Genomic DNA, 20611 nt, shown 5'->3' on the forward strand with positions numbered 1-20611 from the left:
GCCGACCGCCGCGGTCCGGGGTGCCCAGGCCGGGCTCAGCCGACGGCCCGCCCGTACGCCCGCAGGGTGCGCAGTGCCTCGATGGTCACCATGGGGCGGCACTCCAGGGCCGTGCCCGGTGCCCACTGACGCCAGCGCACCGGCCAGCCGCCGTCCTCCTGCTGCTCGCCCGTCAGCCGGTCCAGTGAGCGGGCCATCTCGTCGTCCGTGAACCACGCGCGCGCGAGCGAGTCCGGAGTACGCGCGTAGTCGTACGGGAAGTGATGCTCGCCCGGTGCGTAACCGGGCGCCACCGGGTACGCAGCGGGACGCGCCGGGTCCAGAACCGCGAGCCGGTGCTCGCGCACGAGGCGGCCCAGCCGGTCGGCGGCGGCCTCCGCGCGCGAACGGTCGGGCACCGCGTCCAGGAAGGCGACCGCGGCCTCGACCTCGTACGGATGGGACTTCTCCAGGGACTCCACCGCCTGCCAGCAGAAGTCGGTGGCCCGGAACAGCCAGGCGTGCCACACCTCGTTGCGGTGCAGCAGACCCACCACGGGGCCGGTGGCGAGAAGGTCGCTCGGCGGATCGTCGACGACCGGCACGAACGGAGCGGCCGGATAGCCGCGCTGGCTGGGATGGATCGCCGGCAGGGCACCGTCCGGTGTCGCCACGGAGGTGAGATAGCGGCAGACACGCTCCACCCGCTGTCCGCCGCACCGCCCGACGGAGTCCAGGACGCGCAGCGCGTGAGCCGTGTGCAGGGGCTGGCTCACGGGACCGCGCAGATCGGGCTCGAGCGCGTGACCGTACCCCCCGTCCTCGTTGCGGTACGCGGCCAGTGCCGTCTCCACCGCGTCGGCGCCCCGGTCGTCGCCGCCGTCGAGGAAGTGGTACTCGAACCGGCGCTGCTCCAGCACGCGCGCGGTGAGCCAGACGAAGTGCTCGGCGCGCGCGAGCGGGGTCGGCGCCGGGGGCGACGGGGGGAGTGGGGATGCTCCTGATTCGTCCATGGGTCAGACCGTAGGACGGAAAGCGTTTCCGGCAAGGGGTACCGGCGGGGGCCCACCCTCAGGGGCGGGATACTGGAGTCATGCGGTTGACGGTCTTCTGGCAGCGAATGGCGGATCACTTCGGAGCGGGGTACGCCGACACCTTCGCGCGTGATCACGTGATGACGGAGCTCGGCGGGCGCACGGTGCACCAGGCGCTGGACGCGGGCTGGGAGGCCAAGGACGTGTGGCGCGCTGTGTGCGCGACGATGAACGTCCCGCACGAGAACCGCTGACGCGAGGCAGCCGGGCCCCGTCCGAGGTGGGGCGACGGGGACCGCGAAAGCAACAGGAGCGATCCCGAGGTGGGGCGACGGGGGCCGCGAAAGCAGCTGGCGGGTCCGAGGTGGGGCGACGGGGACCGCGAAGGCCGAAGCCGGAGTCCGCGGCGCGGTCGCGGCCGAAGCGGCCGAAGGGTCACGAGATCGGACGATGGGGGCCGATTGTCGGTGGCGTGGGCGAGACTTGCTCCGTGGCCCCGACAGACGAGACCTCGCAGGTCGCCCCGCATCAGTCGCCGCTCGGTACGACGCCGCCCGCAGGCCCACCGGCCGGGGACGCCGCCGAGGGGGGCGGACGCATGCCCCGCTGGCTGCCGCGCGCCATGGTGCTCGCCCTGGCCCTGGTCGCCGCCTTCCAGCTGGGCAGTTGGGCGTTCCACCAGCTCACCGGCCTGCTGATCAACATCCTCATCGCGTTCTTCCTGGCGCTCGCCATCGAGCCCGCGGTGAGCTGGATGGCCGCGCACGGCATGCGCAGAGGACTGGCCGCCTTCCTGGTCTTCCTGGGCGTGATGATCGTGACGGCGGGCTTCATCACGCTGCTGGGCTCGATGCTCGCCGGTCAGATCATCAAGATGGTCGAGGGCCTCCCGGCGTATCTCGACTCGGTCATCAACTGGATCAACACGACCTTCCACACCGAGCTCAGACGGGTGGACATCCAGGAAGGCCTGGTCCACTCCGACTGGCTGCGGAAGTACGTGCAGAACAGCGCCACGGGCGTCCTCGACGTGTCCGCGCAGGTCCTGGGCGGCCTCTTCCAGCTGCTGACGGTCGCGCTGTTCTCGTTCTACTTCGCCGCCGACGGGCCGCGGCTGCGACGCGCACTCTGCTCGGTACTGCCGCCGGCCCGCCAGGCCGAGGTGCTGCGCGCCTGGGAGATCGCCGTGGACAAGACGGGCGGGTATCTGTACTCGCGCGGTCTGATGGCGCTCGTCTCCGGCGTCGCGCACTACATCCTGCTGCAGGCCCTGGGTATCCCCTACGCGCCCGTGCTCGCCGTCTGGGTCGGCCTGGTGTCCCAGTTCCTTCCCACCATCGGCACCTATCTGGCGGGCGCGCTGCCGATGCTGATCGCCTTCACGGTCAACCCCTGGTACGCGCTCTGGGTGCTGCTCTTCGTCGTGGTCTACCAGCAGTTCGAGAACTACATGCTGCAACCCAAGCTGACCTCCAAGACCGTGGACATCCACCCCGCGGTCGCCTTCGGCTCGGTCATCGCGGGCACCGCCCTCCTCGGTGCCGTCGGCGCACTGATCGCCATCCCGGCCGTCGCGACGCTCCAGGCGTTCCTGGGCGCCTACGTGAAGCGGTACGACGTCACGGACGACCCACGGGTCCACGGGCACCGGGGGCGGCGGCCGGGCAGCCTCCTGAAGCGCGCGCGAACTGTGCGTACGCGGCCGGATACGGAGTCCGGTGAGGAGCCCGCCCCCTAATCGCGCGCGGGGGCCGGCCTGTGCGCCGAGGCGTGGTCCAGTCGCTGTCGGGGCACGCGGGGACGGACAGCGGGGGCACGCCCCGCGACGCGGCGGAGGACGGTCATCCGGTCGCCGCGCAGCCGCGTGGTGCGCTTGACACTAAAATCGAACATCCATTCTTATGGAGTCTCCGGCAGGGCTTTCGGCGGGGATTTCAGGCAGAAGTGTCCGAGTTATCCACAGGGTGGGCGGGCGTCGAGGCGCATTGTCAGTGGCAGGCGTTAGCGTCTTTGACGTGAAGCGATCGACTCAAGCAAATCGGGTGGAACCCATGGCAGGAACCGACCGCGAGAAGGCGTTGGACGCCGCGCTCGCACAGATTGAACGGCAATTCGGCAAGGGCGCGGTGATGCGCCTGGGCGAGCGGCCGAACGAGCCCATCGAGGTCATCCCCACCGGGTCGACCGCGCTCGACGTCGCCCTCGGCGTCGGTGGCCTGCCCCGCGGCCGAGTGGTGGAGGTGTACGGACCGGAGTCCTCCGGCAAGACGACCCTGACCCTGCACGCGGTGGCCAACGCGCAGCGGGCGGGCGGCCAGGTCGCGTTCGTGGACGCGGAGCACGCCCTCGACCCGGAGTACGCGAAGAAGCTCGGCGTCGACATCGACAACCTCATCCTGTCCCAGCCGGACAACGGCGAGCAGGCCCTCGAGATCGTCGACATGCTGGTGCGCTCCGGCGCGCTGGACCTCATCGTCATCGACTCCGTCGCCGCCCTGGTGCCGCGCGCGGAGATCGAGGGCGAGATGGGTGACTCGCACGTGGGTCTCCAGGCCCGTCTGATGAGCCAGGCCCTCCGCAAGATCACCAGCGCGCTGAACCAGTCGAAGACCACCGCGATCTTCATCAACCAGCTCCGCGAGAAGATCGGCGTGATGTTCGGCTCCCCGGAGACCACCACCGGTGGCCGGGCGCTGAAGTTCTACGCTTCTGTGCGTCTCGACATCCGCCGCATCGAGACCCTGAAGGACGGCACCGACGCGGTCGGCAACCGCACCCGCGTCAAGGTCGTCAAGAACAAGGTCGCGCCGCCCTTCAAGCAGGCCGAGTTCGACATCCTCTACGGGCACGGCATCAGCCGCGAGGGCGGCCTGATCGACATGGGCGTGGAGAACGGCTTCGTGCGCAAGGCCGGCGCCTGGTACACGTACGAGGGTGACCAGCTCGGCCAGGGCAAGGAGAACGCGCGCAACTTCCTCAAGGACAACCCCGACCTCGCCGACGAGATCGAGAAGAAGATCCTGGAGAAGCTCGGCGTCGGTGTGAAGCCGGAGAAGCCCGCAGAGCCGGGGGCGGACGCGGTGGCCCCGGCCGCTGCGGACGACGCCGCGAAGACGGTGCCGGCCCCCGCGGCCAAGACCGCCAAGTCCAAGGCCGCGGCGGCGAAGAGCTAGTCCGTGACACGGCGAACCGACTGGGCCGAGTACGTCCGACCCGTCGCCTCCGAAGGGCAGCCGCCCCTCGGGGACGGCATCCCGTCCCCGGACGGCGACGGGTGGAAGGGCCGCGAGGGCTACGGCGACGACCACGGCAGTGACGGGCCGTACGGCGCCGGGGCGGAGGCCGCGGACGGCGGGGGATCGCCGTCGGGCGGTCCGCGCCGCGGCGGTGGCCGGTACGGAGGTGACGGGGGTCCGCGCGGGGGCGGACCGAACCGTGGCCGTCGACGGCGCGGGGGCTTCGGCGATCCGCCCGGTGACTCCTCCGGCCCCCAGGACGGAGGCCCCCCTTTCTCGTCGAGGGCCGAGCAGGGGGAGCCCCCGCGGGACCCGGCTGAGCAGGCGCGGGCGATCTGTCTGCGCCTGCTCACCGGGACCCCGCGCACGCGAAAACAGCTCGCGGACGCGTTGCGCAAGCGAGAGATCCCCGACGACGTGGCGGAGGAGGTGCTGTCCCGGTTCGAGGAAGTCGGACTGATCAACGACGGTGCCTTCGCGGAAGCCTGGGTGGAGTCCCGGCACCACGGCCGAGGGCTGGCCAGGCGGGCACTCGCGCGTGAGCTGAGGACGAAGGGGGTGGACTCGACGCTGATCGACGAGGCCGTCGGGCAGCTCGACCCCGAGCAGGAGGAAACGACCGCGCGCGACCTCGTGGCCCGCAAGCTGCGCTCCACGCGCGGCCTCGACCGCGACAAGCGGCTGCGCCGCCTCGCCGGCATGCTCGCCCGCAAGGGCTACTCCGAGGGCATGGCCCTGCGTGTGGTCCGACAGGCGCTGGAAGAAGAGGGCGAGGACACGGAGGGACTGGACGGCGAGGGGTTCTGACCTCCCGAGGGGGACTGGGGACGCTTCTCGCGGCGACGCGTGGTCGATGCCGCCCCGTTCCCGAGCGGGGTGCTGGACGGTTCCGTCTGTCCCAGACGCCTCCGAGGGGACGCCGCCTGTCTCGCCGGTCCGGCCACGTACCGACCCTCAGTCCGGGAGCGCGGTACGCGGAGACGAGCGCCCCCTTACGGCCAGGGACGCCCGTCCTCGCGTACGACACCGGTACGCCCGTCTAGGACGCCGGTACGCCTGCCTCCGACGCCGGTATCGCCGACGACTTCGCCGTCTCCTCGTCCGAGGGGGCTGTCACGGGGAACCCGGCCGCCTTCCACGCCTGGAAACCACCGACCAGGTCGGTGGCCCGGCGCAGTCCCAACTGCCGGAGGGAGTCCGCCGCGAGACTCGACGCGTAGCCCTCGTTGCAGACGACCACGACCCGCAGATCGTGGTTCGTGGCCTGCGGGGCGCGGTGGCTGCCCTGGGGGTCGAGACGCCACTCCAGTTCGTTGCGCTCGACGACGAGGGCGCCGGGGATCAGTCCGTCACGTTCGCGCAGGGCCGCGTACCTGATGTCGACCAGCAGCGCCTCGCCCGCCCCGGCGGCAGCGTGCGCCTCCTCCGCCGACACCCGGTCGAGCCCTTCGCGGACCCGCTCCAGCAACTCGTCGATGCCCACCGGGCGTTCGGGATGCGCGCTCACTGCCAGTCCTCCGGACGTTCGACCTGCTCGAGGCGCAGCACCTGGCCCGTACGGCTGAAGCGGCGGATCTGCGGCAGGGGCGGATAGTACGCGTGGACGGAGATCGCGTGCTTCTCGGTGGACTCGTTGAGCACCTCGTGCACATGGTGCCGGCCGAAGGAGCGGCCCTTGCCGGCGGTCAGGCGCCGCTCGCGGTCCACGCCTTCGGTGAGTTCCAGGGTCCGCCAGCCGTCGGTCGGCAGCCGGGCGGCCAGTGAGTTCTCCTTCAGCTCCCCCGACGCGGTGAGGAAGGCGCCGACCGAGTCGGCGTGGTCGTGCCAGCCGGTTCCGGTGCCGGGGGGCCAGCCGATCAGCCAGGCCTCGCTGCCGCCGGGGCCCTCCAGGCGCACCCAGGTGCGGCCCTCGGGGTCGAGGGGCAGGGAGGCGATCAGTGCGGCGTCGGCGGCGGCGCGGCGCACGAAGTCCAGCAGCTCGGCCTGGGTGGGGGTGTGCGGGGGCGCGGAGACAGAAGGTGACACAGACACGGGTACCGTCCTGAGGCTTTTCGCGTGGGCGCGTGCCGCACCGCGGACGGTGGGCACGCAGGAAGGAGAGGCGAATTCAGCAGGACGGACGACACACGCAGCCCGCATAGCGGACGAGGTCCATATGGACCCTCCGCCACAGGTGCACGCAGGTGTCGGTCACGCTCGCGAGTACACCATGACCGGGCGGGCTGTTCAACTCACTGTCAGTATGTGGACCGGGCGGCGACTCGCAGGTGCGGAGGGGTCCCGGACGAGCCCGGACGCCCACCGGAAGCAGGGCACTCGCCGGGCGCGAACCCGGCCCTGACCCTGCCCGACCCTGCGCGAGCCCCGGCCGGAAGCCTGCCCGAGCCGGGCCTGCCCGAGCGCGGCCCGAGCTCGGCCCGAGCCCCGCCCGACCCGGCCCGAGCCCCGCCCGAGCCCGGCTTCAGCGCCGGCCGGCCGCCGCCTCCGCCGTCGCGTCGGCATCCGCGTCGGCATCCGCATGGGCTCCGGCCTTCGCCGGTCCGCCCAGGGTCGCCTCCGCGGCCGCGTACAGATCGGCAGGGCGGACCCCGCTCAGGGCCGTGACCAGGTGGCCGTCCGGACGGACCAGCAGCACGGTGTGCGCGGCCGCGCCCGGATAACTCTCCGCGACCAGCAGCTCGGCAGGGTGCGGCAGCGCCGTGACGGCGGCGGCGAGCCGGGGCATGATCCCGGCCGACACCCAGTGCTTGCGCTCCCACACGCCCGTCCCCGGCGCGATCAGCACCACCAGCAGCACCGCGCGCCCGAGCCGGTCCCGAAGCCGCACGAAGGAACCGTCCTCGGCGGTCACCCGGACATCGGTCACCGGCGCGCCCGGCGCCGTGGCCACCGCGGCCGTCGCCTCGGCGTGTGGAGGCGCGAGCGGCGAATCGTCGTACGCTCCCGGCGCACCCAGCGGTCCGCGACCCAGGTGGCCGTCGGTGAGCAGCGCGTCGTGTCCGCGGGCCGACCCGGGGACGTACGAACGCAGTCCACCGCCCCCGCGCAGGACCGGCAGTGCCTGGTCGGCGGCGCGCAGCCGGGCGGCCACGACGGCGCGGCGTTCCGCCTGATAGCTGTCGAGCAGCGCCTCGTGCGGTCCGTGATGCCAGGCCAGCGCGAGCTTCCAGGCGAGATTGTCGGCGTCCCGCAGGCCTTCGTCCAGGCCCTGGGTGCCCAGTGCGCCGAGGAGGTGCGCGGCGTCCCCGGCGAGGAAGACCCGGCCGACGCGCCACCGGCGGGCGAGACGGTGGTGGACGGTGTGGACGCCGGTGTCGAGCAGCTCGTACGGGGGCGGGGAGCCGCCGCTCCAGCCGCCGAGGGTCTCCCTGATGCGGGCCACCAGCAGTTCGGGGGTGACCAGGTCCTTCCCGGGCGGCAGCAGCCAGTCCAGCCGCCACACCCCGTCGGGGAGGGGACGTCCGGTCACCTCGCCCGCCGAGGGACCCGACGTCCGCCACGGCGGCATCCGGTGCAGCACCGCCTCCCCGGGCCAGGGAAGCTCCGTGCGCAGCGCGGCGACGGCGTGCCGCTCCACGGCCGTACGGCCCGGAAAGCGGATGTCCTGGAGCTTGCGGACGGTCGAGCGCGGGCCGTCGCAGCCGACGAGGTGACTGCCGCGCCACCAGGTGCCGTGGGGGCCGCGGGTGTGGGCGGTGACTCCTGACGTGTCCTGCTCGACGGCGTCCAGGCGGCTGTTCACGGCGACCTTGATGAGCGGCTCGCCCGCGACGGCCTCGCGCAGGGCGGCGGTCAGGACGTGCTGCGCGATGTGCAGCGGGGCGAACAGTTCGGGGCCGCCGAGCAGCTGCGCGGCGCCGAAGCCTCCCGCGCCGCCTGCCTCCTGTGCACCGCCGATGCCGCTCGTGTCGGCCGCACCTCGCGCGGAAACCGGCCCCGGTGCCGGGACTTTGGCGCCGCCCGGGCCCCGCGTGCCGCTTCCCGGCATCACCCTGCCGTCCTCGTCGAAACTGATCTCGCGCATCACCTGCTTGCGCCGCATCGACCGCCATCCGGCCCAACGGAAGCCGTCCGCGTCCAGCGGGAACCCGGTCAGCCGGTCGACCAGCGCGGCGGTGTCCTCGCGCAGTACGACGGTGCGTGCCAACCGCTGTTCGTCCTTGCCCGGGCCTTCGTCGAGGACCACGGAGGGGACTTCGTGCCGGGCCAGCGCCAGGGCGAGCGCAAGCCCCACGGGCCCCGCGCCGACGATGATCACCGGGTCCATGACGCGGTGCCCCCTGCCCGGAGCGGTGTCCTCGACGACATACGGAAACAGGCAGTTGGAGCGGGGTGCACGATCACAGAACGTATGCAACCCATTGCCGGTGCTTGCGTCAAGTGACGGAGGCGGTGGCTCTCCGACAGGTCGGCACGGGGTGCGCCCGCGCTGACATCCTCTGACGGCTGACGCGGAACTCCGGGCGACGGTGAGCGGGCATCGTGATGGTGCCGCCGGCCGCCCGGAGATCCGTCCGTCCGATCAAGCGGAAGCTCCGGTCCCGAAAGTGCCGCCCACCTCGGCGGCGTTGAGCTCGTCCACGTCCTTGGCCCCGAGGACCGCGCCCGTGCCCTTCTTGCTGTGCCGCAGCCTCCCCTCCAGCCAGCCGGCGAAGGTGGTGAGGATGAAGTTCAGCACGATGTAGATGATGGCCACCACGATGAAACTCGGGATGACGTTGGCGTAGTTGGCAGCCAGCGTCGCGCGCGAGTTCAGCAGCTCGGTGAATCCGATCATCACACCGCCAAGCGCGGTGTCCTTCACGATGACGACGAGCTGGCTGACGATGGCCGGCAGCATCGCGGTGACCGCCTGCGGAAGCAGGATGCTGGTCATCGTCTGGCTCTTGCGCAGGCCTACCGCCATGGCGGCCTCCGACTGCCCCTTGGGCAGGGAGAGGATGCCGGCCCGGACGATCTCGGCGAGCACCGAGGCGTTGTAGAGCACCAGGCCGGTGACCACCGCGTAGAGCGGCCGGTCCTCGCTGCTGATGCCCGCCGAGCGGACGTAGAGCTCGTAGACGAAGAGCATCAGCAGCAGCACCGGGATGGAGCGGAAGAACTCCACCACCGCACCGGCGGGGATGCGTACCCACCGGTGGTCGGACAGGCGGGCGATACCGAAGAACGCGCCCAGCGGAAGCGCGATGACCATGGCCAGTGCCGCGGCCTTCAGGGTGTTCGCCAGACCCGGCAGCAGGTAGGTCGTCCAGGCCTGGGACGTGGTGAACGGCTCCCACAGCGACCACTTCAGCTGTCCCTTGTCGCTCATGGTCACCCAGATCCACCACAGAACCAGGGCGAGCAGAACGAAGAAGACCACCGAGAAGATCACGTTGCGCCGCTTGGCGCGGGGGCCAGGAGCGTCGTAGAGGACGGAGGTCATCGCTTCACCGCCAGTCGCTTGCTCAGCCAGCCCAGGATGAGACCGGTGGGCAGGGTCAGTAGGACGAAACCGAGCGCGAAGACCGCGCCGATGGCGAGTGTCTGGGCCTCGTTCTCGATCATCTTCTTCATCAGGAGAGCTGCCTCGGCGACGCCGATCGCGGCGGCCACGGTGGTGTTCTTGGTGAGCGCGATCAGGACGTTCGCCAGGGGGCCGATCACCGAGCGGAAGGCCTGCGGCAGGACGATGTACCACAGCACCTGGCTGAAGCTCAGACCGATGGCGCGGGCGGCCTCGGCCTGTCCGACGGGCACGGTGTTGATGCCGGAGCGGATCGCCTCGCAGACGAAGCAGGCGGTGTACGCGACCAGTCCGAGCACCGCCAGCCGGAAGCTCAGGGCATCGAAGTCGTCTGGCACGCCCATCGTCATACCGAAGATGTCGGCGAGGCCCAGTGAGGTGAAGACGATGATGACGGTCAGCGGGATGTTCCGGACGATGTTCACGTAGGCGGTGCCGAACCCACGCATCAACGGGACCGGACTGACCCGCATCGCGGCGAGCAGGGTGCCCCAGACCAGGGAGCCCACGGCGGAGAGGGCGGTGAGTTTCACCGTCATCCAGAACGCCCCGAGGACGTCGTAACCTTCAAGAAAGTCGAACACGATCTCCCGCGCTTCCGGGTGTGTGGAGTACGTGGCTACGGGGCGGGCGCGGCGCGCCGCCGCCGTGATCGCGGCGGGCGGCGGCGCGCCTGCAGAAACCCTGCGTGACCTGCGTTACTTGACGATGACGCCGATCTTCGGGGCCTGCTCGTACTTGTAGTTGGCCGGACCGAAGTTCGCCTTCACGGCCTTCTCCCAGGCGCCGCTGCTGACCATCTTCTCGAGAGCGTCGTTGATCTTCTTCTCGGTCGCGGCGTCGCCCTTCTTGATGCCGATGCCGTAGTTCTCGTTGCTGAGCTTGAGGCCCGCGAGCTTGAACTGGCCCTTGTACTTGTCCTGCGCGGCGAAGCCCGCGAGGATCGAGTCGTCGGTCGTCACCGCGTCCACGGCACCGCTCTGCAGGCCGGCGATGCACTCCGAGTAACCGCCGCGCTGCTGCAGCTGGGCCTTCGGCGCGATGGTCTTCTGGACGTTCTGCGCCGAGGTGGACCCGGTCACGGAACACAGCTTCTTGCCGTTGAGGTCCGTACCCTTGGTGATCTTGGAGTCCGCCTTGAGCAGCAGGTCCTGGTGGGCCAGCAGGTAGGGGCCGGCGAAGTCGACCTTCTGCTTGCGCTCGTCGTTGATCGAGTAGGTGGCCGCGATGAACTTGACGTCGCCGCGGGCCAGCGCGTTCTCGCGGTCGGCGCTCTTGGTCTCGACGAACTCGATCTTGTCGTCCTTGTAGCCGAGCTCCTTGGCCACGTAGGTGGCGACGTCCACGTCGAAGCCGGAGAAGGACCCGTCCGGCTCCTTCAGGCCGAGGCCGGGCTGGTCGTACTTGATGCCGATCTTGATCGTGCCGCCGTCGCCGGAACCGGAGCCGCTGTCGTCCTTGTCGTCGCCGCCGCACGCGGTGGCGGACAGGGCGAGGGCGAGCACGGCGGCCGAGGCGGCGGTGACCTTGCGGAGCTTCATGTGGAACATCCTTTGAGTGATGAAGAGATGCGGGCCGTCGGTGACGGGAAGATGCGGGCCGTCAGTGGTGCAGGATCTTCGACAGGAAGTCCTTGGCCCGGTCGCTGCGGGGGTTGCTGAAGAACTGGTCCGGCACAGCCTCTTCGACGATGCGGCTGTCGGCCATGAACACCACTCGGTTGGCAGCCGAACGAGCGAAGCCCATCTCGTGGGTGACGACGACCATGGTCATGCCGTCCCGCGCGAGCTGCTGCATGACCTCCAGGACCTCGTTGATCATCTCGGGGTCGAGTGCCGAGGTCGGCTCGTCGAAGAGCATGACCTTCGGGTCCATCGCCAGCGCCCGTGCGATCGCGACCCGCTGCTGCTGGCCGCCGGAGAGCTGGGCGGGGTACTTGTCGGCCTGCGTGCCCACGCCGACGCGGTCGAGCAGCCCGCGGGCCTTCTCCTCGGCGACCTTCCTGTCGGCCTTGCGGACCTTGATCTGACCCAGCATCACGTTCTCGAGCACGGTCTTGTGCGCGAAGAGGTTGAAGGACTGGAAGACCATGCCCACGTCGGCACGCAGCCGGGCGAGCGCCTTGCCCTCCTGGGGCAGCGGCTTGCCGTCGATCGCGATGTCGCCCGAGTCGATCGTCTCCAGGCGGTTGATGGTGCGGCACAGGGTGGACTTCCCGGACCCGGAGGGCCCGATGACCACGACGACCTCGCCACGGGCGATCGTCAGGTCGATGTCCTGGAGCACGTGCAACGCGCCGAAGTGCTTGTTGACGCTCTTCAGGACGACCAGGTCGTCGGTCCCGGCCACGGCGTCCTTGGCCACCGATACTTCGGTCATCGCTCTGGGGCTCCGTCCTCCTCGGTTTCGGTGGACAGTAGTGACCCCGCGCGACCAGCGTCATTACATCTGAGGGGAAATTGAGCATAACGATCCGGTAGCGTCCGGACACCAGGAGTGACGGCGGCAGGCGGAGCGCGTACCGGCTGGGTAACGGAAGCCTCGCACGACCGGAACTCCCTTGACGTCGTCGATGTCCATCGGCGTGACTGCCAGGGTGCACACGCGTGTGCCCACCGACCGAGCTGAGACCGTACGACCGATGAACCGGAGGGGGCCGGAAGATGAGACTGCTCCTCGTCGAGGACGACAACCACGTCGCCGCCGCCCTGTCCGCAGTCCTGGCACGGCACGGCTTCCTCGTCACGCACGCCCGCAGCGGTGAGGAGGCCCTGCAGGCGCTGGTCCCGGAGGGCCCCGGATTCGGCGTGGTCCTGCTCGACCTCGGCCTGCCCGACCAGGACGGCTACGAGGTCTGCGGCAAGATCCGCAAGCGGACCAGCACCCCGGTGATCATGGTCACCGCCCGTGCCGACGTACGGTCCCGGATCCACGGGCTCAACCTCGGCGCCGACGACTACGTCGTCAAGCCGTACGACACCGGTGAACTGCTGGCCCGTATCCACGCGGTCGCCCGGCGCACCGTCCCCGAGGACGCCTCGGCCGCCGGCGAGAGCGCCCTGCGCCTCGGCGCCGTACGCATCGAACTCCCCACCCGCCAGGTGAGCGTGGACGGCTCGGTCGTCCAGCTGACCCGCAAGGAGTTCGACCTGCTCGCGCTGCTGGCCCAGCGCCCCGGAGTGGTGTTCCGCCGCGAGCAGATCATCAGCGAGGTGTGGCGCACCAGCTGGGAGGGGACCGGGCGCACCCTGGAGGTGCACGTCGCCTCCCTCCGCGCCAAGCTGCGCATGCCGGCGCTGATCGAGACCGTGCGCGGAGTCGGCTACCGGCTCGTCGCTCCCGCGTCGTAGCGTGCACGAGTGCGCACTCGCCTGCTCCCGCTGCTCATCGTCCTGATGGCCGCCGTGCTGCTCGCGCTCGGCATCCCGCTGGCCGTGAGTGTGGCGGCCGCCCAGCAGCAGAAGGTGGTCGTCGACCGCATCGACGACACCGCCCGTTTCGCGGCCCTCGCGCAGTTCGTGACCGACCGCCCCACCGGCTCCCGGGTCGTCTCCTACGACGAGCGCCGAGAGATCCTGGTCAGAGAACTCAGAACGTACAACGACGTGTACGGCATCAAGGCGGGCGTCTTCTACCGCAACGACGTAGCGCCCATGGCCAACGCCCCCGACAGCTGGTACGTGCCCGAGGAGGGCGAGGGCCGCGACGCGTTCGACGAGGCGTTCCTCGGACGCCGCAGTCACGACCCCGAGCAGGTCTGGCCCTGGCAGCGACGCCGGCTCGTCGTCGCGTCCCCCGTCATCCGGGACGGCGACGTCATCGCGGTCGTCGTCACCGACTCGCCCACCGGACAGCTGCGTTCGAGGACGCTGCGCGGCTGGCTGCTGATCGGCGCGGGCGAGATCGCCGCCATGCTCCTCGCCCTCGGCGCCGCGCTGCGTCTGACCGGCTGGGTCCTCAAGCCCGTGCGGATCCTGGACGCCACCACCCACGACATCGCCACCGGACGGCTGAAGTCCCGGGTCGCGGCGGCCGGGGGGCCGCCGGAACTCCGGCGCCTGGCACGGTCGTTCAACGAGATGGCGGACAACGTCGAGGACGTCCTGGAGCAGCAGCGGGCCTTCGTCGCCGACGCCTCGCACCAACTGCGCAACCCGCTCTCGGCGTTGCTGCTGCGCATCGAGCTGCTCGCTCTCGAACTGCCCGAGGGCAATGAGGAGATCGCCTCGGTCCGCACCGAGGGCAAGCGCCTGGCCCAGGTGCTGGACGATCTGCTCGACCTGGCGCTCGCCGAGCACGCCGAGGCCGACCTGTGCCTCACGGACATCGGGGAGCTGGCGGCCGAGCGGGTGGCGGCCTGGGGGCCGGTCGCCGACAGCAAGGGGGTGCGGCTGACCGGCACCTGCCCGGCCACCACCGCCTGGGCCGACCCGATCGCCCTGTCCAGCGCCCTGGACGCGGTGATCGACAACGCGCTGAAGTTCACCCCCGAGGGCGCGGACGTCGAGGTGGTGGTGGAGTCGAACGGCAGGACGTCGCAGGTGACCGTCACCGACGCCGGCCCGGGTCTGACCGACGAGGAACTGGCCCGCGTCGGAGACCGCTTCTGGCGCAGCGCCGGGCATCAGAACATCAAGGGCTCGGGCCTCGGCCTGTCCATCTCGCGGGCGCTGCTGTCTGCGGGCGGCGGCTCGATCGCGTACGCCCGTCACGAGCCGCACGGGCTCCAGGTGACGGTGACGGTGCCGCGGACCCGACCGGCCTCCTGACGGCCGGGTTTCCGGAGCCCTACGGCTTCACCGGGCGGCAGAGGGCTACGGCTTCACCGAGCGGTAGTAGCGCTGTGCTCCCTCGTGCAGTTCGAGCGGGTCGGTGTACAGGGCCGTGCGCAGGTCCACCAGCTGTGCCGCGTGCACCTCCAGACCGATGGAGTCACGGCTGTCGATCACGACGCGGGTCAGTTCCTCGGTGAGCTCCGTGTCCATGTCCTCCCGGGTGATGAGGAGGTTCGCCACCGCCACCGTCTGCACCGGGGAGCCCCGCTGGGCCTTCGGGTAGGCCGTGGCGGGCAGGACGGCGGCCCGGTAGTGGCGTGACGGGCTCTTCTGAGCCTGCAGTGCCTCGATGACGTCGTCCTCCAGCGGGACCAGCTTGATGGCGAAGTGGCGCGACAGCGTCTCCACCGCGCTCGTCGGAAGCCCCCCGGACCAGAAGAAGGCATCGATCCGGTGCTGCCTGAGCTGCTGGGGCATGGTCTTTATGCCGTACGGCAGCGGCTCGATGTCCTTGCGGGGATCGAGGCCGGCCGCCTCCAGCACATGGTCCGCGATGAGCCGCACGCCGGAACCGTCCGGTCCCACCGCCACCCGCTTGCCCTTCAGGTCCGCCACCGACTGCACGGACGAGCGCAGGGGGACCACCAGGTGCACGTAGTCGTCGTAGAGCCGGGCGCAGCCGCGCAGCTTCGACGCGCCCCTGCCCTTCCGGTCGAGGTACGTCTGCACCGCGTCGGCCGCGGCGATGCTGAAGTCGGCCTCACCCCTCGCTACCCGCTCCACGTTGTCCTGCGACCCGTCGCTGTTCCGCAGGGTCACCTCCAGGTCGGGCATGTCCTTGGCGGCGGCCTGCCGGAGGAGGTCCCCGTACGTCTGGTAGACCCCGGTCGGTGTTCCCGTGCTGAAGTCGATCTGCCCGCCCGGCGACTCCTCGCCCAGCGGGAGCAGCCACCACAGCAGCAGCCCGAGGGTCACGAGAGCGGCCGCCGAGCCGAGCAGGGCGGGCCGTCTGCCGGTACGCGCGAGTGCCTGGAACATGCGCGCGATCCTGCCAGCCCGGACGCCGTGGTGGCCAGAGCCGGCCCGGTCCGCCCCCGCGCAGCCCGGACGAGCCCCGGCGGGCCGCGGTCACCCCGGCCCGACGGCCGCCGGGACGCAGCCGGACCGGAGGCACTCCGGGCACCGCCTACCCTTGTCACATGAGCAGCAGCGACCGGAGCCAGGCAGTGGACGTTCAGGAATCGAAGACCTACGAAGTACGCACCTACGGGTGCCAGATGAACGTCCACGACTCCGAGCGGCTCGCCGGACTGCTGGAGGGCGCCGGGTACGTCCGGGCGCCCGAGGGCTCCGACGGTGACGCGGACGTCGTCGTCTTCAACACCTGCGCGGTCCGTGAGAACGCCGACAACCGGCTCTACGGCAACCTCGGCCGCCTCGCCCCGATGAAGACGAAGCGCCCCGGGATGCAGATCGCCGTCGGCGGCTGTCTCGCCCAGAAGGACCGCGACACCATCGTGAAGAAGGCGCCCTGGGTGGACGTCGTCTTCGGCACGCACAACATCGGCAAGCTGCCCGTCCTGCTGGAGCGCGCCCGCGTCCAGGAGGAGGCCCAGGTCGAGATCGCCGAGTCGCTGGAGGCGTTCCCGTCCACGCTGCCGACCCGCCGCGAGAGCGCGTACGCCGCGTGGGTGTCGATCTCCGTCGGATGCAACAACACCTGCACCTTCTGCATCGTCCCGGCGCTGCGCGGCAAGGAGAAGGACCGCCGCACCGGCGACATCCTCGCGGAGATCGAGGCGCTGGTCGCCGAGGGCGTCTCCGAGATCACGCTCCTCGGGCAGAACGTGAACGCCTACGGCTCCGACATCGGCGACCGTGAGGCGTTCAGCAAGCTGCTGCGGGCCTGCGGGAAGATCGACGGTCTGGAGCGCGTGCGTTTCACCTCGCCGCACCCGCGGGACTTCACCGACGACGTCATCGCGGCCATGGCCGAGACGCCGAACGTGATGCCGCAGCTGCACATGCCGATGCAGTCCGGCTCGGACACGGTCCTGAAGGCGATGCGCCGCTCGTACCGGCAGGAGCGCTTCCTCGGGATCATCGGCAAGGTGCGCGCCGCCATCCCGCACGCGGCGATCACCACCGACATCATCGTGGGCTTCCCCGGCGAGACCGAGGAGGACTTCGAGCAGACCCTGCACGCGGTGCGCGAGGCCCGCTTCGCGCAGGCCTTCACCTTCCAGTACTCCAAGCGTCCCGGCACTCCGGCGGCCACCATGGAGGGGCAGATCCCCAAGGAGGTCGTCCAGGCGCGCTACGAGCGCCTCGTCGCCCTCCAGGAGGAGATCTCCTGGGACGAGAACAAGAAGCAGGTCGGCCGCACCCTGGAGCTGATGGTCGCCGAGGGCGAGGGCCGCAAGGACGGGGCCACGCACCGCCTCTCCGGCCGCGCCCCCGACAACCGCCTGGTGCACTTCACCAAGCCCGACCAGGACGTGCGCCCCGGTGACGTGGTCACCGTCGAGATCACGTACGCCGCCCCGCACCACCTGCTCGCCGAGGGCGCCGTCCTGGACGTCCGGCGCACGCGCTCGGGGGACGCCTGGGAGAAGCGCAGCGCCGCCGCGGCCGCCAAGCCGGCGGGCGTGCTGCTGGGCCTGCCGCAGATCGGCGTTCCGGCTCCGCTGCCGGTGGCCACGGGCAGCGGGTGCACCCGCCACTGACGGGGACGAAGGAAGGACGGAGGAGGGGCGGACGGTACACCGGGCGCCGCTCCCCGCCCCGAGCACAGTCCGGCCGACGCCGGCACACACGCGGGACTCGGCGCACACGGCCCCTACGGGACCCGGCGCCCACCGGTCACTGAAGGCGTACGCTGCCGATCATGCTTGTTGCCGCCGCCGTCTGCCCCTGCCCGCCGCTGCTGGTGCCCCCGGTCGCCTCGGGCGCGGCACCCGAGCTGGACGCCGCGCGCGCCGCGTGCACGGACGCGCTGGGCGTACTCGCCGCCGCGCGCCCCGATCTGCTCGTCGTCGTCGGACCGGCCGGGCGGAGCGCGCGCGGGCCGTATCCGGCCGGTACGCCGGGATCCTTCAGCGGATTCGGTGTGGACCTCCACGTGCGCCTCGGGGGAGGCGGGCCGGGCCCGGGCGGGCCGGACCGGGAGCTGCCGCCGTCGCTCGCCGTAGCCGCCTGGCTGCTGGACCGCACGGGCTGGACGGACGCTCCGCTGGAAGGCCTCGGCGTGGGGGAACCGCTGGCGGCCGAGCGGTGCTTCGAGGCCGGGCGGGACATCGGTGCCCGGGCGGACCGGGTGGCGCTGCTGGTCATGGGCGACGGCAGCGCGTGCCGGACCCTCAAGGCGCCGGGCTACCTCGACGAGCGCGCGGCGGGCTTCGACGCGGAGGTCGCCCGCGCGCTGGCCACGGCCGACGTGGCGGCCCTCAGGACGCTGGACGCCGAGCTCGCGTACGAGCTCAAGGCGTCCGGGCGCGCACCCTGGCAGGTCCTCGCGGGCGCGGCCGAGGAGGCGGGCCTGGGCGGCGCCCTCCTGTACGACGACGCCCCCTACGGGGTGGGATACCTGGTCGCCGCCTGGTCCTGACGGGACGGACGAGGCCGCGCGTTCGTGTGTCCCGGCGGAGGCGGATGGGCCAGAGGCGGTGCCCCCGGCGCGGTGGGACGGCTCGCGGCGCGGCGGACGGCCGGGAGCCCGCAGTGCTCCGCGGCCGTCCGCCGATGCGCCGAGTTTCAGGAAGCCGGAGGGGGCGCGGGCGCCTTGTCCGGCGGAGGCGTCGCCCCGCGCTCGTCCCGGTGCGCGAGCCGGAACACGGCGTCCTGGGCCTGGCCCGTACCCGTCCGGATCCGGTCGCCGTACTCGCCCCCGGTCTTCCCGCCGCCCACTCTCGCGGTCTTGCCCGGACCGGGCCGGATCGTGTCCCCGTGCTGGTCCGCGAGGTCCGGGACCTTGTCCCCGGCCGGGACGAGCCCGGATCTCAGCTCGTCCGGAAGACCCGTGGTCCGCCTCCTCGCGCGGGGGCGGTCACTTGCGGGCGCCCTCGCCGGCCTCACTGTCGGCGGCCTCGTCCGCGGACTGCTGCTTGGGGATCTCCACGCCCTCGGACGCGGTGGCCTCCGAGGGCTCCTCCGGAGCGGCCCCGCCCCCGGTCCCGGGCGATTCCTTCGCCCCGCCCGCCTGGTCCGCGTCGGCTCCGGCCGTCACCGTGCCGGCCGCCGCGACGGCCGACGTCTCCTCCGCGGCCTTCGACCTCCGGAGAAGTCGTGCAAAAACGCCCATATTCACTCCATGCGCTACTCGTGCGGGGGAAATCCCGCGCTGACCGGTGTGCCTGTTCGCGCCGCCCGGGCAACCGGCTCCCGAAATCGGCGGCTGAAACCACGCAACAGCAACGACCCCGGACCGGTGGCGTCACGTAACTCGTTCGAGGAGTGGTCCCGGGGTTTGCGAGACTGGGGCCGTGAGCAGCGCACCCCCCGCCCCCCGCGTCATCGCCGTCGTCGGCCCCACCGCGGCAGGAAAGTCCGATCTCGGCGTCTTCCTGGCCCAGCGCCTCGGCGGTGAGGTCGTCAACGCCGACTCCATGCAGCTCTACCGAGGGATGGACATCGGCACCGCCAAACTGACGCGCGCGGAGCGCGGTGACGTCCCGCACCACCTCCTGGACATCTGGGACGTGACGGTCACCGCGAGCGTCGCCGAGTACCAGCGGCTCGCCCGCGCCCGCATCGACGCACTGCTCGCCGAGGGCCGCTGGCCGGTCCTCGTGGGCGGCTCCGGGCTGTACGTCCGCGGGGCGGTCGACCACCTGGAGTTCCCCGGCACCGACCCCGACGTGCGCGCCCGGCTCGAGGAGGAACTGACGCTCCGCGGCTCCGGCGCGCTGCACGCCCGGCTGGCCGCCGCCGACCCCGGCGCCGCCCAGGCGATCCTGCCCAGCAACGGCCGCCGGATCGTCCGCGCCCTCGAGGTCATCGAGATCACCGGCAAGCCCTTCACCGCCAACCTGCCGGGCCACGACTCCGTCTACGACACCGTCCAGATCGGCGTCGACGTCGCCCGTCCCGAACTCGACGAGCGCATCGCCCGCCGGGTGGACCGGATGTGGGACGCGGGGCTCGTCGACGAGGTGCGCGCACTTGAGGCGCAGGGGTTGCGCGAGGGGCGTACGGCGTCCCGGGCGCTCGGCTACCAGCAGGTACTCGCCATGCTCGCGGGGGAGTGCACCGAGGACGCGGCACGTGCCGAGACCGTGCGCGCCACCAAACGCTTCGCGCGCCGCCAGGATTCCTGGTTCAGACGCGACCCCCGGGTGCACTGGCTCAGTGGGGCTGCGGCGGATCTCACAGAACTCCCCGGGCTCGCACTGGCGTTGCTCGAACGACCGGTCACAGCCTGATCACGTCATGGCATCGGGACGCTCAGGCCGTCATCCCGGCCTCCGGCGCCGTGCCATCATCGAGCTTCGATCGACCAGTGAAGTCCGAGTTGGGAGGGCGCGTGGCGATGGAGGCCGGCCCTCGTGACACCGCACGTGACGCTGAGCACGACGCCGATCCGGACGGACCCCGTCCGGGCATCGGTCCGGACGGAGCGGGCCTGAGCGCCGAACCGGACGCGGAGCGTCTGAGCGCCGACGGGCCCGAGGACACCCCGGACGGGGTGACCGCCGACGGACCGACCCCGGACGAGCTGTCCGCCCAGGCCGAGGTCGAGGTGGTCGAGCTGCGCCCGCAGCGCCGGCTGCGGATCTGGCAGCTCGCGCCCATCGTGGCGCTGGCGGCCGTCGGCTCGCTGATGTTCGCGTTCCCGCTCGCCTTCGAGTTCGGTGACGGCGGCGCCGTGGTCGCCATGCTCGGCCTGCTGATCTGCGCCTGCTCCGCCGGCTGGGGCATGATGGCCGCCCGCCGGGTCGGCCACACCTGGCCCGGCCTGCCGCAGCGCGGCTCCGGACGGCGGCCCGACTGGCGCGTGGTCATCGCGTACGTGGTCGTCGTCGCCGCGGTGGCGGTGCTCGCCGTGTGGCGCGTGGCCCGACTGCGCTGACCGGGTCGGTTCCG

Annotated in this window: 22 protein-coding genes; 10 read left to right on the forward strand and 12 right to left on the reverse strand. The window is 71.5% G+C overall.

Going from position 1 to position 20611, the window contains the following annotated elements; all coding sequences use genetic code 11:
• Nucleotides 1–35: 35 nt before the first annotated feature.
• Nucleotides 36–992, reverse strand: a complete 957-nt coding sequence (locus tag ACFYP4_RS00100) for a hypothetical protein (protein ID WP_358851425.1) — start codon at nt 990–992, stop codon at nt 36–38.
• Between the two features lie 80 nt (nt 993–1072).
• Here ACFYP4_RS00100 and ACFYP4_RS00105 point away from each other — a divergent pair, with 80 nt between their 5' ends.
• The 4 genes from ACFYP4_RS00105 to recX all read left to right on the forward strand — a co-directional run bounded on the left by ACFYP4_RS00105 (nt 1073) and on the right by recX (nt 5056).
• Nucleotides 1073–1267, forward strand: coding sequence for a DUF3046 domain-containing protein (locus ACFYP4_RS00105; protein WP_358851426.1), 195 nt, complete (start codon nt 1073–1075; stop codon nt 1265–1267).
• A 236-nt stretch (nt 1268–1503) separates the two neighbouring features.
• Entirely contained in the window at nt 1504–2751 is a 1248-nt protein-coding gene (locus ACFYP4_RS00110; protein ID WP_388781229.1) for an AI-2E family transporter, read from the forward strand.
• A 313-nt stretch (nt 2752–3064) separates the two neighbouring features.
• Nucleotides 3065–4186 (forward strand): recombinase RecA, encoded by a 1122-nt coding sequence (gene recA, locus ACFYP4_RS00115; RefSeq protein WP_358851428.1) that lies wholly within the window; start codon nt 3065–3067, stop codon nt 4184–4186.
• Nucleotides 4187–4189: 3 nt separating this feature from the next.
• A complete protein-coding gene (recX, locus tag ACFYP4_RS00120; RefSeq protein ID WP_388781233.1) occupies nt 4190–5056 on the forward strand; it encodes a recombination regulator RecX in 867 nt (288 codons plus the stop codon).
• Nucleotides 5057–5288: 232 nt separating this feature from the next.
• Here recX and ACFYP4_RS00125 read toward each other — a convergent pair whose 3' ends face one another.
• The 8 genes from ACFYP4_RS00125 to ACFYP4_RS00160 all read right to left on the reverse strand — a co-directional run bounded on the left by ACFYP4_RS00125 (nt 5289) and on the right by ACFYP4_RS00160 (nt 12134).
• The gene (locus ACFYP4_RS00125; RefSeq protein ID WP_358851430.1) at nt 5289–5756 is read right to left on the reverse strand and encodes a rhodanese-like domain-containing protein; all 468 of its coding nucleotides are present in this window, start codon (nt 5754–5756) and stop codon (nt 5289–5291) included.
• Entirely contained in the window at nt 5753–6280 is a 528-nt protein-coding gene (locus ACFYP4_RS00130) for a cysteine dioxygenase (protein ID WP_358851431.1), read from the reverse strand. The genes ACFYP4_RS00125 and ACFYP4_RS00130 overlap by 4 nt, the downstream gene beginning before the upstream one ends.
• Before the next feature lie 76 nt (nt 6281–6356).
• On the reverse strand, nt 6357–6551 hold the full coding sequence (locus tag ACFYP4_RS00135; protein ID WP_358851432.1) for a putative leader peptide: 195 nt from the start codon (nt 6549–6551) through the stop codon (nt 6357–6359).
• A 159-nt stretch (nt 6552–6710) separates the two neighbouring features.
• The gene (locus ACFYP4_RS00140; protein ID WP_388781238.1) at nt 6711–8516 is read right to left on the reverse strand and encodes an FAD-dependent monooxygenase; all 1806 of its coding nucleotides are present in this window, start codon (nt 8514–8516) and stop codon (nt 6711–6713) included.
• 255 nt (nt 8517–8771) lie between these two features.
• Nucleotides 8772–9674, reverse strand: coding sequence for an amino acid ABC transporter permease (locus tag ACFYP4_RS00145; RefSeq protein ID WP_358851434.1), 903 nt, complete (start codon nt 9672–9674; stop codon nt 8772–8774).
• A complete protein-coding gene (locus ACFYP4_RS00150) occupies nt 9671–10339 on the reverse strand; it encodes an amino acid ABC transporter permease (protein WP_358851435.1) in 669 nt (222 codons plus the stop codon). The genes ACFYP4_RS00145 and ACFYP4_RS00150 overlap by 4 nt, the downstream gene beginning before the upstream one ends.
• Before the next feature lie 114 nt (nt 10340–10453).
• Entirely contained in the window at nt 10454–11296 is an 843-nt protein-coding gene (locus ACFYP4_RS00155; protein WP_358851436.1) for a glutamate ABC transporter substrate-binding protein, read from the reverse strand.
• Between the two features lie 61 nt (nt 11297–11357).
• On the reverse strand, nt 11358–12134 hold the full coding sequence (locus ACFYP4_RS00160; RefSeq protein WP_388781243.1) for an amino acid ABC transporter ATP-binding protein: 777 nt from the start codon (nt 12132–12134) through the stop codon (nt 11358–11360).
• Between the two features lie 284 nt (nt 12135–12418).
• Between ACFYP4_RS00160 and ACFYP4_RS00165 the strand changes: the two genes are divergently transcribed.
• Both ACFYP4_RS00165 and ACFYP4_RS00170 read left to right on the forward strand, forming a co-directional pair.
• Entirely contained in the window at nt 12419–13105 is a 687-nt protein-coding gene (locus tag ACFYP4_RS00165; RefSeq protein WP_358851438.1) for a response regulator transcription factor, read from the forward strand.
• Nucleotides 13106–13114: 9 nt separating this feature from the next.
• On the forward strand, nt 13115–14524 hold the full coding sequence (locus ACFYP4_RS00170) for a HAMP domain-containing sensor histidine kinase (RefSeq protein ID WP_358851439.1): 1410 nt from the start codon (nt 13115–13117) through the stop codon (nt 14522–14524).
• 45 nt (nt 14525–14569) lie between these two features.
• Here ACFYP4_RS00170 and ACFYP4_RS00175 read toward each other — a convergent pair whose 3' ends face one another.
• Entirely contained in the window at nt 14570–15568 is a 999-nt protein-coding gene (locus ACFYP4_RS00175) for a TAXI family TRAP transporter solute-binding subunit (protein ID WP_358851440.1), read from the reverse strand.
• A 161-nt stretch (nt 15569–15729) separates the two neighbouring features.
• Between ACFYP4_RS00175 and miaB the strand changes: the two genes are divergently transcribed.
• Nucleotides 15730–17256 carry a tRNA (N6-isopentenyl adenosine(37)-C2)-methylthiotransferase MiaB gene (gene miaB, locus ACFYP4_RS00180; RefSeq protein ID WP_358851441.1) on the forward strand — a complete coding sequence of 509 codons (1527 nt, stop codon included), beginning with the start codon at nt 15730–15732 and terminating at the stop codon, nt 17254–17256.
• A gap of 161 nt (nt 17257–17417) precedes the next feature.
• Nucleotides 17418–18137, forward strand: coding sequence for a class III extradiol dioxygenase subunit B-like domain-containing protein (locus tag ACFYP4_RS00185; RefSeq protein ID WP_388781248.1), 720 nt, complete (start codon nt 17418–17420; stop codon nt 18135–18137).
• A gap of 146 nt (nt 18138–18283) precedes the next feature.
• On the opposite strand, the gene ACFYP4_RS00190 is transcribed toward ACFYP4_RS00185, so the two are convergent.
• Together ACFYP4_RS00190 and ACFYP4_RS00195 are read right to left on the reverse strand one after the other, a co-directional pair.
• On the reverse strand, nt 18284–18604 hold the full coding sequence (locus ACFYP4_RS00190) for an Rv0909 family putative TA system antitoxin (protein ID WP_358851443.1): 321 nt from the start codon (nt 18602–18604) through the stop codon (nt 18284–18286).
• Nucleotides 18576–18830 carry a hypothetical protein gene (locus ACFYP4_RS00195; RefSeq protein ID WP_358851444.1) on the reverse strand — a complete coding sequence of 85 codons (255 nt, stop codon included), beginning with the start codon at nt 18828–18830 and terminating at the stop codon, nt 18576–18578. Before ACFYP4_RS00195 ends, ACFYP4_RS00190 begins: the two co-directional genes overlap by 29 nt.
• 181 nt (nt 18831–19011) lie before the next feature.
• Here ACFYP4_RS00195 and miaA point away from each other — a divergent pair, with 181 nt between their 5' ends.
• Both miaA and ACFYP4_RS00205 read left to right on the forward strand, forming a co-directional pair.
• Nucleotides 19012–19950: a tRNA (adenosine(37)-N6)-dimethylallyltransferase MiaA gene (miaA, locus tag ACFYP4_RS00200; protein ID WP_358851445.1), complete on the forward strand. Its 939-nt coding sequence runs from the start codon at nt 19012–19014 to the stop codon at nt 19948–19950.
• 107 nt (nt 19951–20057) lie between these two features.
• Nucleotides 20058–20597 carry a hypothetical protein gene (locus ACFYP4_RS00205; protein WP_388782630.1) on the forward strand — a complete coding sequence of 180 codons (540 nt, stop codon included), beginning with the start codon at nt 20058–20060 and terminating at the stop codon, nt 20595–20597.
• Nucleotides 20598–20611 lie beyond the last annotated feature (14 nt).

This window comes from Streptomyces sp. NPDC005551 (assembly GCF_042871785.1).
Taxonomy (GTDB): Bacteria; Actinomycetota; Actinomycetes; order Streptomycetales; family Streptomycetaceae; genus Streptomyces.

Bases quoted from the DNA above. Each gene is read 5' to 3' on its own strand.
- ACFYP4_RS00155 (WP_358851436.1), bottom strand. From the start codon at position 11,296: ATGAAGCTCCGCAAGGTCACCGCCGCCTCGGCCGCCGTGCTCGCCCTC.
- recA (WP_358851428.1), top strand. From the start codon at position 3,065: ATGGCAGGAACCGACCGCGAGAAGGCGTTGGACGCCGCGCTCGCACAG.
- ACFYP4_RS00165 (WP_358851438.1), top strand. From the start codon at position 12,419: ATGAGACTGCTCCTCGTCGAGGACGACAACCACGTCGCCGCCGCCCTG.
- ACFYP4_RS00145 (WP_358851434.1), bottom strand. From the start codon at position 9,674: ATGACCTCCGTCCTCTACGACGCTCCTGGCCCCCGCGCCAAGCGGCGC.
- ACFYP4_RS00185 (WP_388781248.1), top strand. From the start codon at position 17,418: ATGCTTGTTGCCGCCGCCGTCTGCCCCTGCCCGCCGCTGCTGGTGCCC.
- ACFYP4_RS00105 (WP_358851426.1), top strand. From the start codon at position 1,073: ATGCGGTTGACGGTCTTCTGGCAGCGAATGGCGGATCACTTCGGAGCG.
- miaB (WP_358851441.1), top strand. From the start codon at position 15,730: ATGAGCAGCAGCGACCGGAGCCAGGCAGTGGACGTTCAGGAATCGAAG.
- ACFYP4_RS00160 (WP_388781243.1), bottom strand. From the start codon at position 12,134: ATGACCGAAGTATCGGTGGCCAAGGACGCCGTGGCCGGGACCGACGAC.
- ACFYP4_RS00205 (WP_388782630.1), top strand. From the start codon at position 20,058: ATGGAGGCCGGCCCTCGTGACACCGCACGTGACGCTGAGCACGACGCC.
- ACFYP4_RS00140 (WP_388781238.1), bottom strand. From the start codon at position 8,516: ATGGACCCGGTGATCATCGTCGGCGCGGGGCCCGTGGGGCTTGCGCTC.
- ACFYP4_RS00100 (WP_358851425.1), bottom strand. From the start codon at position 992: ATGGACGAATCAGGAGCATCCCCACTCCCCCCGTCGCCCCCGGCGCCG.
- ACFYP4_RS00175 (WP_358851440.1), bottom strand. From the start codon at position 15,568: ATGTTCCAGGCACTCGCGCGTACCGGCAGACGGCCCGCCCTGCTCGGC.
- ACFYP4_RS00195 (WP_358851444.1), bottom strand. From the start codon at position 18,830: ATGGGCGTTTTTGCACGACTTCTCCGGAGGTCGAAGGCCGCGGAGGAG.